Source organism: Enterococcus sp. SB12 (assembly GCF_030910025.2).
Lineage (GTDB): Bacteria > Bacillota > Bacilli > Lactobacillales > Enterococcaceae > Enterococcus_B > Enterococcus_B faecium.
This window is the reverse complement of the sequence record NZ_CP175676.1, coordinates 170,709-182,588: the sequence shown is the minus strand read 5'-3', so window position 1 is coordinate 182,588 and position 11,880 is coordinate 170,709. Positions and strand designations below refer to the sequence as shown.

Sequence of the window (11,880 nt, the reverse complement as noted above, 5' to 3'; positions counted from 1 at the left end):
TATTTGTCTAGCTTAATTTTACAATCGGCGAAAGAATAAAATCCCTTACGGTATCTATGATTTAAGCTGGGATTCCCAATAATACCTTGATTTCAGTACAGACCGAAAACCCGAAGAGAGTGCCTTCTTTTCGGGTTTTCTTATATAATCCTCGAATGGCTTCCATGCCTTTAATCGTGGTAGAGGCAGTGCGTAAACTTCGATAGAATTTATTGCGTCTCTTTACTGGACGATGGTCTTGTTCAATCAAATTATTCAGGTATTTAATGGTACGATGTTCTGTCCCTTGATAAAAGCCGTATTCTTTTAGTTTCTTAAAGGCACTTGTAATAGAGGGGGCTTTATCTGTGACTACAACCTTCGGTTCATCAAACTGCTTTACTAACCGCTTAAGAAAAGCATAGGCTGCTTGTGTGTCCCGTTTTTTACGTAACCAAATATCCAAGGTTAAACCATCTGCACCGATGGCTCGATACAAATAATGCCATTTTCCTTTAATTTTGATGTACGTTTCATCCATTTTCCATGAATAAAAGGATTTTTTATTTTTCTTTTTCCAAATTTGATAGAGTAGTTTGCCATATTCTTGCACCCAACGATAAATCGTCGTATGAGAAACGTTAATGCCACGATCATATAAGATTTCTTGAACTTCACGATAGCTAAGGTTATAACGAAGATAGTAGCCCACGGCTACAATAATCACATCCTGCTGAAATTGCTTTCCTTTAAAATGATTCATCGTCATTCCTCCTGCTATCTTTTTCTATTATTCTACCTTATTTGATAGTAGATTTAAAACTTTGCAACAGAACCGTTTGACCGAAGCTCACGGCCACATGTTGCCGGAAGACAAATCGGCTTATATCGGAAAACTTCAACAACGTGGTCAAATTGTAGCCTTTGTTGGAGATGGCGTTAACGATAGTCCGTCCTTAGCTTTAGCAGACATTGGAATCGCAATGGGAAGCGGAACGGACGTAGCGATTGAAACATCCGATGTCGTTTTAATGAACTCGAACTTCAGCAACTTGCCTCACGCATTAGGATTAGTAAAAGCCACCGCAAATAATATGAAACAAAATATCGTGATTTCAGTTGGCGTAGTGTTGGTCTTGTTGACCAGCGTCTTCTTCAGCGAATGGATGAAAATGTCTATCGGAATGTTGGTTCATGAAGGTAGTATCTTGGTGGTAATTTTCAATGGCATGAGATTAATGAAGTATAAGTTGAAAGGTCGAAAAGAATAAAAAGAAGTATCAGCATCTGCAGAGAAAGTAAAAATATCTTAAGAATAAATTAGAAGAGGCTGAGACAATAGTCCATCCTTGAAATGACAAAAACGGAAACTCAGATTTTTAAATCTGGGATTTTCCGCTTTTTTGAGTTGGAAAATTGTAAAATGAAATGCATAAGGAAATAAACAAAAAAATCATGTAGATACGATATACTTGTTAGCAACCAAACCAAAAGTATAAGGGGTATCTACATGACCAAAAATAATTGTATCACAGAAAAGCGCACCTTCAAACAACTTACTGACATCCAACGCGGAATGCTGGAACAGATGGCGAAAAGCGGCACCTATAAACAAGCTGAAATGGCGCGAGAATTAGGGGTCAGCCAACCCACTGTTTCTCGTGAGTTGAAACGCGGTAGAACGCGCCAGCTTGACTATAAGCGCAATTATTACGAGCAGTATATTGCCGCCTCAGGCGCACGGGTTTATAAAGAAAATCGTGAGAACTCGCATGCGCGGGATCATAATAAATATTCTGCGGCTTTCCTTGCTGCCTTACCAGAAAATCTAGCACCCAAGAAGGGGTTGCGGATTCATAGTGTGGATACTTTTGTACACTCTTATAGAAAGTTGCACCCTGACGAACGCCTTCAGGAAGAACTGGCCGATTTACAAGCAGCTTAAGGTGTTTTGTTGGTTCTATAGGATAAGAGAATAGATTAGCTGAGTCAAGAGCCGCTTTGCTCCTTCTCTTGACTCAGCTAACCTATCCTCTTGGGTCAGAACCATCAACAACTCACCTGAAAAATGGTAAGGGATGAAACACTCCCTGCCGTCAATGGCTTCAAAGCATTGGTAATACTGGATTATTGAGTAATTCGCTGTCTATAAAGGTTTTTAAAATTTTTTATGCATTTGATATTGCAATTAAGCGAATGAAAGTAAGCACAAAATAATTGACAACCATCCATCATCCTTGTATATTTATTAAAAATATATGAAACTTTGATGAGATAAGTAGCTGGGAAAGAAACCATAGAGAGTCTGCGAATGGTGAAAGCAGATGTTTCGGAATCAGCAAAAATGGTCTTTGAGTTATCACGTGTGAGGGAAACTTAGCAAGTGACGGGTACGCCCGATAGCGCGTGAAGGGATGACAGTCCCTTGCTGAGATAATCTTTATGATTATGAACAAAGGTGGTAACGCGAGCATTCGCCCTTTCAATAGGGGGAGTGCTTTTTTTATATATTTTAATATATTTTTGGAGGGAAAAATATGGAGCAATCATTTGTAAGGGAAATGACATCAAAGCATCTAGTTATGCTTTCATTGGGTGGGGTAATCGGAACTGGAATCTTCTTGAGTTCGGGGTATCTCATTCAAACGGCGGGTTCGATCGGAACAATCATTGCGTATCTGATCGGAGCATTTTTGGTGACGCTGGTCATGATGTGCTTGGGCGAATTGTCGGTCCACGAGCCTAGTACGAGTTCGTTCCACAACTACGCTTCAAAATATATCCATCCCGGAGCAGGTTTCGTGGTGGCGTGGCTTTATTGGCTGACGTGGACAGTGGCATTGGGTTCGCAGTTCATCACCTTGGCGATTTTGTCACAACGCTGGTTCCCCGGCATTCCCACTTGGCTTTGGTGCATCTTTTTTATCGGCATTATTGTACTTTCAAACATTATTGATGTGCGTTGGTTTTCCGTCAGCGAATTTTGGATGTCGCTGATCAAAGTGCTCGCACTGGCAATTTTCCTTATCCTGGGTCTGGGTGGCATATTCGGATTTATACCGATCCAGGGAAATGAATCAGCACCACTTTTCAGCCATCTGACGGAAAACGGTTGGTTCCCGAAAGGCGCAGGCTCTGTTTTCTTGGCGATACTGTCTGCTAACTTCGCTTTTTCCGGTGCGGAATTGATCGGCGTAGCCGCTGGTGAAACGTCGGATCCTAAGAAAAATATCCCGAAAGCAATCTTGCAGACAATCGTCATTTTGGTGGTCCTTTTCATCGGGACGATTGTTGTGATCGGTGCGCTGCTTCCGGATTCTGCGGCTAATTTGGATGAAAGTCCGGTGACCGTCATCCTGAATTTGATGGGTATCCCATACGCAGCAGACATCATGAACCTCGTCCTGATCACTGTAGTCCTTTCCGGCGCAAACTCTGGGGTCTACGCAGCATCAAGAATGCTGTGGACATTGGCCAATGCAGGAACATTGCCGAAACGTCTCGCCAAATTATCCAAACGCGGGTTGCCGATTTACGGGTTGTTGCTGACCATTTTGGGTGGGCTTCTCTCCCTGTTTTCCAGCATCTATTCCGCGGACACCGTTTACCTGGCTTTGGTATCCATCTCCGCATTCGCGGTCGTGGCGGTTTGGTTGAGCATCGCTTGGGCACAACTGAATTTCCGCAAATACTATCTGAAATCGGGGCATAAACTGGATGAACTGGCTTACCAAACACCATTCTATCCAATCGTTCCGTGGCTCGTCATTATCCTTTGCTCCGTTTCGATCATCGGCATCGCGTTTGATCCGAACCAGCGGATTGCCTTGATCATCGGCATCCCATTCACGATCTTGTGCTTCTTTTATTACCAGTTATTCTTCAGTAAAAAGGCTTCTGTAGCAATCGAAAATCAAGAAGTGGGTGAGCTTTCCGATGAATTTTAAAGAGTGGCAAAAGAATCAAAAAGTGATCCTCATCGATGGTTCGATGTCCTTAGGTCTGGAGGAGCAAGGCTTGGACCTGAATGATGAGTTATGGACCGCGAAAGCATTAGTGAACGAACCGGATAAAATTGAAAAAGTCCATCAGAAATATTACGATGCCGGGGCAAGCATCGCCATCACAGCGAGCTATCAAGCGACGGTTGCCGGGTTCGAGCGTTTGGGCCATACAACCGAAGAAAGCCGGGCTCTGATCAAAAGAACGGTAGAACTAGCGAAACAGGCCCAAACGAAAAGCCAAGGCATGCAAGAAAAATGGGTGGCGGCTTCGGTCGGACCATACGGAGCCTATTTGGCGGACGGCTCTGAATATCGGGGCAATTACGGTCTGTCGCAAACCGAATTGGTCGATTTCCATCGCGAAAGGTTAGAGTTGCTGCTAGAATCCGGGGCTGATCTGCTGGCCATCGAAACCATTCCGGATCTAACGGAAATCCAGGCTGTGATTGAGTTGCTAGCCCAACATCCCAAGACGACAGCTTGGCTGACGGTGACTTTGAAGGACGATCACCATTTATGCGATGGGACCGATCTGCGTGTATTCCAGCTATTGGCAGAGTCGTCCGAGCAAATCATTGCCTACGGCGTCAATTGCGTGCAGCCGGATTTAGTTTTGCCGGCCTTGGAATATCTGAAGGAGATTGCGACAAAGCCATTAGTTGCTTATCCAAACTCGGGAGCGACCTACGATGCCACTACAAAAGTATGGACGCACAGTCATGCGGTTGATGAAGTATTCTCAAACGAAGCATTGAAATGGCATGGGTCAGGATGCAAATGGATCGGCGGCTGTTGCTGCACATCAGCCAAAGAAATCAGTTTGTTGAAGGAAACCTTTTCCGCAATTCTTTAGTTGGAATAAACATAAATGGCTGGTACAGTCGGTGCCGGCGGTGTTGGTAACATAGCCATTGTCTATGGTCATCAACGTTTTGATTCTTTTGCGATGTTCTCTACCGTAGTGATTTTAATTATTATAGTCCAAGTAATCCAATCTACTGGAAATAAACTTGCACGCATGATACGTCGTAATTAATGGAGGTCTATTTGATGACATGGAATAAACAAAAACGATTTGAAGCGTTATTAACAGGAACAAAAGCAGATCGGCCGATTGTGAGTGGTTGGCATCATTTTTTGGATAAAGAACAAACGTCTGCCGATCTAGCTGAAGCGACCGTTGAATTTGCTCAGAGGTTCTGTTGCAAAGTTTTAAATAAAGAATAAAATCCCTTACGGTATCTATGATTTAAGCTGGGATTCCCAATAATACCTTGATTTCAGTACAGACCGAAAACCCGAAGAGAGTGCCTTCTTTTCGGGTTTTCTTATATAATCCTCGAATGGCTTCCATGCCTTTAGTCGTGGTAGAGGCAGTGCGTAAACTTCGATAGAATTTATTGCGTCTCTTTACTGGACGATGGTCTTGTTCAATCAAATTATTCAGGTATTTAATGGTACGATGTTCTGTCTCTTGATAAAAGCCGCCGTATTCTTTTAGTTTATTAAAGGCACTTGTAATAGAGAGGGCTTTATCTGTGACTACAACCTTCGGTTCATCAAACTGCTTCACTAACCGCTTAAGAAAAGCATAGGCTGCTTGTGTGTCCCGTTTTTTACGTAACCAAATATCCAAGGTTAAACCATCTGCATCGATGGATCGATACAAATAATGCCATTTTCCTTTAATTTTGATGTACGTTTCATCCATTTTCCATGAATAAAAGGATTTTTTATTTTTCTTTTTCCAAATTTGATAGAGTAGTTTGCCATATTCTTGCACCCAACGATAAATCGTTGTATGAGAAACGTTAATGCCACGATCATATAAGATTTCTTGAACTTCACGATAGCTAAGGTTATAACGAAGATAGTAGCCCGCGGCTACAATAATCACATCCTGCTGAAATTGCTTTCCTTTAAAATGATTCATCGTCATTCCTCCTGCTATCTTTTTCTATTATTCTACCTTATTTGATAGTAGATTTAAAACTTTGTAACAGAACCAACAATAAAATTCCTGATTTATTTCAATCGTTCGGTTTCATAAATGTTTTGATACAAATAAATTTGCGTGCCAACTTCTGAAGCTATGCTATGACCTCTGTGTATTGACTTATTGATTTCATTTCAGTAACAATAAATGAATGGAAATATCACAAAATTATTATTTCATTCGCGATAATAGTTTTGTGTGTTTTTGGGGTACCGGCAGGATTCTGAAAGTATGAAACGACCCCAAGAATTAGATTTTTTTTCTAATTTTTGGGGTCGACTTTTTATGAAAAAATAATTTATACTTTTTGAAATACAGCTCGTATTTTTGTTAATAATTCTTCTATTAATTTTTCAGAAGCTTTTTCTAGAAATTTGCAGTTCCTGGCTTCATAATCAATTGTTGTGATTTGATCTAACATAACTTTTCCGCGTGTTTTCATTTTATGATTTTCTGTTATTTCAATGTATAGTGGGTAATTTCTACTAGTTGTAGTTATCGGTGCAACAATAACCACATTACTAGTATCTGCAATAATATCGTGACTAAGAACAATATAAGGTCTTCTTCCAGTCTGTTCATGGCCAGATCTGGGAGCTGTGTTCAATAAAAGAATATCACCTTGTCTTGGAACATCTACCATAGTTCTCTCCCTACTGGGCTTCCTAAATCCTGAATTTTAATATTTACTTTGCCCTCTGTGTAATCTTTGAAAAGCTCTTCAATAGTTACTTCTTCTTTTGAAATTGCTGGTTCGATAATTAATCGTCTTTTTCCATTAACATCTTCGCTTTTGATTGATACTCGATCATCAGTCTTTAATTCCAGAAATTCCATTAAATTTTTTGGCAATCTAAGTCCGTTGCTATTTCCCCATTTTTTGATTGGTATCATTTCCATGTTATTCACCTCTTTAATTGTATATACAAAGTATAACATATATCTCGATTTTCGTATATACATAATTATCCATTAATATCTTTTTTATAACGCGAATTGTAAAATTAAGTTAGAAAAATAAAAAGGCATTTATGGTACACTCAAATTGTATTTCCGACGAAAGAAAACAAAGGAGTGTAACCATAAATGACCTACAAACATCTTGCCATAGACGAACTGACAATGATAGAATCATATTATCTTCAACATAATAAGCCGGTTGAAATCGCTAACCGAATGGGACGTACTATACAAACTATTTATAATGTAGTCAATAAGTTCAAGCAAGGCAAGACTGCTCTTGATTATTGGCACCAGTATAAAGAAAATAAGAAAAAATGTGGTAGAAAAGTCATTCAATTACCTGCTCATGAAGTAGATTACATTAAAGAGAAAGTCACTCTTGGTTGGACGCCTGACGTCATTATGGGTCGACAAGAAAGGCCTGTTTCATGCGGTATGAGAACACTTTATCGTTTATTTTCTAAAGGAATATTTGATATTGACACACTACCGATGAAAGGTGAAAGAAAACCCAATGGCCGTCAGGAAAAACGGGGAAAACAACAGTATCAGCGCTCAATCCATGATCGACCTGATAATTATCCTGATTTCAATTCTGAGTTTGGTCACCTTGAAGGTGATACGATCGTTGGCATTCATCATAAAAGTGCCGTCATTACTTTAGATTTAGGAATAGATGTATAATTTATCTGTAAGATATCGCACAAGTGTTAGAAATTACGAACCAATAATTGTTTATATATAATTATATCGATAAATAAGAATTAGAAGTAAAAGTATAAAGAGAATAAACGAAGGTGATGTAATGACTTTGCAAAAGTTAAAATAACGAAAAAACACTTTTCATAGCAGTTTAATAACTACCATGAAAAGTGTTCAAATTTTTTAATTAAATAAGGGACTAAAATTGTCCACCCAAGTTAACATAGAACCGATATTTCTATCTGATTTTCTCTAAGTTTACTTTTATAACTGTTAAGTATCTATGCAATTTTTCATTGTCATCAATATTAGATTCTAGTATTGCCTCGAAATATCCTCTTATAATGGAAAGAGGGGTTTTTCTAAATCATGAGCTAATGATTCAACCATTTCCACTTGTTCTTGTTCCATCTTCCACTGGGCGAATATTTTTTTCAGCTTTCAATTCTCTACGCTGCTCATAGACTAGAGTAATGATGAAAGCAATGATGAATGTTAGAATATAAGATATGAGTCGATGCCATACATTCATGGTAATTTCTCCGCTATCAGGTATATAACTTGCTAGACTGAAAATACCAAGCCCACCCATACGATATGGAACAACATCAAAATAACCTGAATAGCCCCCGCCAATCCCACTTGCAATTAATGCGGTTCTGTTGCAAAGTTTTAAATCTACTATCAAATAAGGTAGAATAATAGAAAAAGATAGCAGGAGGAATGACGATGAATCATTTTAAAGGAAAGCAATTTCAGCAGGATGTGATTATTGTAGCCGTGGGCTACTATCTTCGTTATAACCTTAGCTATCGTGAAGTTCAAGAAATCTTATATGATCGTGGCATTAACGTTTCTCATACGACGATTTATCGTTGGGTGCAAGAATATGGCAAACTACTCTATCAAATTTGGAAAAAGAAAAATAAAAAATCCTTTTATTCATGGAAAATGGATGAAACGTACATCAAAATTAAAGGAAAATGGCATTATTTGTATCAAGCCATCGATGCAGATGGTTTAACCTTGGATATTTGGTTACGTAAAAAACGGGACACACAAGCAGCCTATGCTTTTCTTAAGCGGTTAGTGAAGCAGTTTGATGAACCGAAGGTTGTAGTCACAGATAAAGCCCCTCTATTACAAGTGCCTTTAAGAAACTAAAAGAATACGGCTTTTATCAAGGGACAGAACATCGTACCATTAAATACCTGAATAATTTGATTGAACAAGACCATCGTCCAGTAAAGAGACGCAATAAATTCTATCGAAGTTTACGCACTGCCTCTACCACGATTAAAGGCATGGAAGCCATTCGAGGATTATATAAGAAAACCCGAAAAGAAGGCACTCTCTTCGGGTTTTCGGTCTGTACTGAAATCAAGGTATTATTGGGAATCCCAGCTTAAATCATAGATACCGTAAGGGATTTTATTCTTTATTTAAAACTTTGCAACAGAACCCTCACTTCCAAAATTTCCGCCATTTTTTTGTTCTTCTTTGGGTTTTGTTATTGCTTGTTCCTTTAGCTGTTCCTGCAAAGCTTCGACTTCCTCTTGTGGTTAATTGTCTGTCTACTCTTCCGCTTGTAGCAAGGGTTTCATCTGTTATTTTTTTGAAAACAACTTTTTAATCGCTCCCAATTTACGATAAGAAAACAAACAGGGATAAAAATGAACATGATTGCTAGTAAAAGCATGCCTACCATCCCAAATAATCCCTCCATCTTTGGTTCTATTATATCAAAAAACATAAAAATAACCCCTATTACCTGTCCAATAGATAACGGGGGTTATTTTAATAGCGTTGTATAGGGGTTATTATCTAATTATAGACCCCATTGGTAGGAGCAAAGCTGCTAAAGTGTATAAAAAATGCCATCACCTCAAGCCAAGATAATAGTCTTCATGAGCAACTACCTACCCCAAAAAGTATGTTCTAACAAAAATTCCAATCAATATGACAACAGCTAACAATAGTGTAGTTTTAAAATATGAAACGCAACAAGAGTAAGTAATGATTCGGTGCTGCTCTTGTTATAGGAGTTATTTGAAGATTGTAAGCCCTAAAAAGTGTTATTTTTTTCGTGATATATCCTTAGCTTTCATTTTTTCGATTTCTTTGCTGGCTTTCTTCTTCCTATCCCTCAGTGCCTCTAACCAGATACCATTTAAAAGTGCCTCTCCCACAATCAATACCATTAGTTTGGCTAGTAAAGACTGATCCTTAGTAAAGATGATATAAACCATTAATAACAGAAAAGCAATTCCAGGAATCGCTCCAAACCATTTTGGCAAATATCTATCTAAAACGTAAAGTATAGCTACAATCAACATACCCATTAAAAGCCCTTTAAACTCACTCATTTTTTTCCTCCTTAAAATCTTCAATAATTTGTTTTGCTAAGTCTAACGATATTTTTTCGTCAATTACCAATTGCATAATTTTGGCTTCAAAGGTACTTGTATTATCCTGTTCAATTAAATCAATTTTTTGAATAATTTTATTCAAGCGCATTCTGACGGTCGGATAACTTACTTGATATACCTTTGCCAATTGCTTTAGAGAGCCCGAAGCATGTACTAACTGTTTAACAAATTCTTGGTCCGCTTGATCTAGTGTTAAAAACCAGTTCATATTTCTCCCCTCCTTAATTAAATAATATTTATTTTAATTTAACATTATTTATAATAAATGTCAACAAAAGACATTATTTTTTATATGTTGACCGATTTAATTTGACTCCGAATTTGACAAAAATAGTCTTTCAAAGCGATAACAATGCCGCTTTGAAAGACTATTTAAAAAGTATTTAGTACAAAATTGTTATTTAGATTTATAGACCCTAAACAAACATCTTTTGTAAAAAGCCTTTTTTCTGTTCTTTCAATAAATCTAACTTACGTTGATGAAGAGTGATAGTATCATCTAATTGTTTGAAGAATGAGCCGATTTTTCGTTGTTCTTCATAACTGGGAACACTTATTTCAAAGGTAGAGTATTCTTTTGCATTTACCCCAGGTTGTCCTGAACGTTGTGAGGTAACTCGAATAAAATTTTCGTAAGAACTTGTGAGTGTATGTTGAAATACAAAATTTGAGTCGACTCCAGATTTTATTCTAGCTCTTATTAAGAACCCTGCATAGTAGACTAATCCATCAGAATCAGCGGTTCTGTTGCAAAGTTTTAAATAAAGAATAAAATCCCTTACGGTATCTATGATTTAAGCTGGGATTCCCAATAATACCTTGATTTCAGTACAGACCGAAAACCCGAAGAGAGTGCCTTCTTTTCGGGTTTTCTTATATAATCCTCGAATGGCTTCCATGCCTTTAATCGTGGTAGAGGCAGTGCGTAAACTTCGATAGAATTTATTGCGTCTCTTTACTGGACGATGGTCTTGTTCAATCAAATTATTCAGGTATTTAATGGTACGATGTTCTGTCCCTTGATAAAAGCCGTATTCTTTTAGTTTCTTAAAGGCACTTGTAATAGAGGGGGCTTTATCTGTGACTACAACCTTCGGTTCATCAAACTGCTTCACTAACCGCTTAAGAAAAGCATAGGCTGCTTGTGTGTCCCGTTTTTTACGTAACCAAATATCCAAGGTTAAACCATCTGCATCGATGGCTTGATACAAATAATGCCATTTTCCTTTAATTTTGATGTACGTTTCATCCATTTTCCATGAATAAAAGGATTTTTTATTTTTCTTTTTCCAAATTTGATAGAGTAGTTTGCCATATTCTTGCACCCAACGATAAATCGTCGTATGAGAAACGTTAATGCCACGATCATATAAGATTTCTTGAACTTCACGATAGCTAAGGTTATAACGAAGATAGTAGCCCACGGCTACAATAATCACATCCTGCTGAAATTGCTTTCCTTTAAAATGATTCATCGTCATTCCTCCTGCTATCTTTTTCTATTATTCTACCTTATTTGATAGTAGATTTAAAACTTTGCAACAGAACCTTGGACTTCCTCTTTTAAAACACAAAAATAAATACTACCTTATTTAGGTAGTATTTATTAAAAGTTACGTCAAATTTGATTAAAAATATACTACTTGAACCTCTCATGAGTAAAGTCACGAAATTTTTGGGAATAGAGCGTACTTGATATCTTATTTTTTCACTAATAGCAGTGTCTCTTATTCACCAAGCGATCCCCGTAGTTCCTACGGTTCTTAATTTTTCTCTAGACTAATGATTGTATCTTTAGACCTTCGGC

General features: G+C 38.0%; 13 protein-coding genes, 5 pseudogenes and 1 other annotated feature. Of the genes and pseudogenes, 8 read left to right on the top strand and 10 right to left on the bottom strand.

Features of this window, described 5'->3' with window-relative positions:
- Positions 1-61 precede the first annotated feature (61 nt).
- Positions 62-742 (bottom strand): IS6-like element IS1216 family transposase, encoded by a 681-nt coding sequence (locus tag RBL01_RS13600; RefSeq protein WP_002287920.1) that lies wholly within the window; start codon positions 740-742, stop codon positions 62-64.
- A 76-nt stretch (positions 743-818) separates the two neighbouring features.
- On the opposite strand from RBL01_RS13600, the pseudogene RBL01_RS13595 reads away from it, so the two are divergent.
- The 6 genes and pseudogenes from RBL01_RS13595 to RBL01_RS13570 form a co-directional block, all read left to right on the top strand.
- A pseudogene (locus RBL01_RS13595) lies at positions 819-1,250 on the top strand (HAD-IC family P-type ATPase); the annotation flags it as partial.
- A gap of 239 nt (positions 1,251-1,489) precedes the next feature.
- Entirely contained in the window at positions 1,490-1,924 is a 435-nt protein-coding gene (locus RBL01_RS13590) for a helix-turn-helix domain-containing protein (RefSeq protein ID WP_038809353.1), read from the top strand.
- A 312-nt stretch (positions 1,925-2,236) separates the two neighbouring features.
- Positions 2,237-2,464 (top strand) — a binding site (T-box leader).
- 52 nt (positions 2,465-2,516) lie between these two features.
- Complete coding sequence (locus RBL01_RS13585; protein ID WP_038809352.1) at positions 2,517-3,926, top strand: amino acid permease; 1,410 nt, start codon at positions 2,517-2,519, stop codon at positions 3,924-3,926.
- A complete protein-coding gene (gene mmuM / locus RBL01_RS13580; protein WP_058128747.1) occupies positions 3,916-4,836 on the top strand; it encodes a homocysteine S-methyltransferase in 921 nt (306 codons plus the stop codon). Before RBL01_RS13585 ends, mmuM begins: the two co-directional genes overlap by 11 nt.
- 15 nt (positions 4,837-4,851) lie before the next feature.
- Positions 4,852-5,019 (top strand): annotated as a pseudogene (locus tag RBL01_RS13575) (methionine ABC transporter permease); the annotation flags it as partial.
- A gap of 14 nt (positions 5,020-5,033) precedes the next feature.
- On the top strand, positions 5,034-5,210 hold the full coding sequence (locus RBL01_RS13570) for a hypothetical protein (RefSeq protein ID WP_002330366.1): 177 nt from the start codon (positions 5,034-5,036) through the stop codon (positions 5,208-5,210).
- Between the two features lie 22 nt (positions 5,211-5,232).
- Here the strand turns inward: RBL01_RS13570 and RBL01_RS13565 are convergent, their stop codons facing one another.
- The 3 genes from RBL01_RS13565 to RBL01_RS13555 form a co-directional block, all read right to left on the bottom strand.
- Complete coding sequence (locus RBL01_RS13565) at positions 5,233-5,916, bottom strand: IS6 family transposase (RefSeq protein ID WP_410779652.1); 684 nt, start codon at positions 5,914-5,916, stop codon at positions 5,233-5,235.
- 361 nt (positions 5,917-6,277) lie between these two features.
- The gene (locus RBL01_RS13560; RefSeq protein WP_002330364.1) at positions 6,278-6,622 is read right to left on the bottom strand and encodes a type II toxin-antitoxin system PemK/MazF family toxin; all 345 of its coding nucleotides are present in this window, start codon (positions 6,620-6,622) and stop codon (positions 6,278-6,280) included.
- Positions 6,616-6,879: an AbrB/MazE/SpoVT family DNA-binding domain-containing protein gene (locus RBL01_RS13555; RefSeq protein ID WP_002318881.1), complete on the bottom strand. Its 264-nt coding sequence runs from the start codon at positions 6,877-6,879 to the stop codon at positions 6,616-6,618. The genes RBL01_RS13560 and RBL01_RS13555 overlap by 7 nt, the downstream gene beginning before the upstream one ends.
- 186 nt (positions 6,880-7,065) lie before the next feature.
- Here RBL01_RS13555 and RBL01_RS13550 point away from each other — a divergent pair.
- A pseudogene (locus tag RBL01_RS13550) lies at positions 7,066-7,605 on the top strand (IS30 family transposase); the annotation flags it as partial.
- 286 nt (positions 7,606-7,891) lie between these two features.
- On the opposite strand, the pseudogene RBL01_RS13545 reads toward RBL01_RS13550, so the two are convergent.
- A pseudogene (locus RBL01_RS13545) lies at positions 7,892-8,067 on the bottom strand (histidine kinase dimerization/phospho-acceptor domain-containing protein); the annotation flags it as partial.
- Positions 8,027-8,176, bottom strand: a complete 150-nt coding sequence (locus tag RBL01_RS13540) for a hypothetical protein (RefSeq protein WP_233274229.1) — start codon at positions 8,174-8,176, stop codon at positions 8,027-8,029. The pseudogene RBL01_RS13545 and the gene RBL01_RS13540, both read right to left, overlap by 41 nt.
- A gap of 197 nt (positions 8,177-8,373) precedes the next feature.
- Here RBL01_RS13540 and RBL01_RS13535 point away from each other — a divergent pair.
- A protein-coding gene (locus RBL01_RS13535; protein ID WP_410779651.1) for an IS6-like element IS1216 family transposase occupies positions 8,374-9,053 on the top strand; the annotation gives its coding sequence in 2 pieces (ribosomal slippage) (positions 8,374-8,776 and positions 8,776-9,053; 681 coding nt in all).
- Between the two features lie 666 nt (positions 9,054-9,719).
- On the opposite strand, the gene RBL01_RS13530 is transcribed toward RBL01_RS13535, so the two are convergent.
- The 4 genes and pseudogenes from RBL01_RS13530 to RBL01_RS13515 all read right to left on the bottom strand — a co-directional run bounded on the left by RBL01_RS13530 (position 9,720) and on the right by RBL01_RS13515 (position 11,548).
- Positions 9,720-10,010, bottom strand: coding sequence for a hypothetical protein (locus RBL01_RS13530; RefSeq protein WP_024636107.1), 291 nt, complete (start codon positions 10,008-10,010; stop codon positions 9,720-9,722).
- Positions 10,003-10,281, bottom strand: a complete 279-nt coding sequence (locus RBL01_RS13525) for a DUF2089 family protein (RefSeq protein ID WP_002330374.1) — start codon at positions 10,279-10,281, stop codon at positions 10,003-10,005. Before RBL01_RS13525 ends, RBL01_RS13530 begins: the two co-directional genes overlap by 8 nt.
- A 214-nt stretch (positions 10,282-10,495) precedes the next feature.
- Positions 10,496-10,804, bottom strand: a pseudogene (locus RBL01_RS13520) (restriction endonuclease subunit S); the annotation flags it as partial.
- 63 nt (positions 10,805-10,867) lie between these two features.
- Positions 10,868-11,548, bottom strand: a complete 681-nt coding sequence (locus RBL01_RS13515) for an IS6-like element IS1216 family transposase (RefSeq protein ID WP_185937550.1) — start codon at positions 11,546-11,548, stop codon at positions 10,868-10,870.
- Positions 11,549-11,880: the final 332 nt, after the last annotated feature.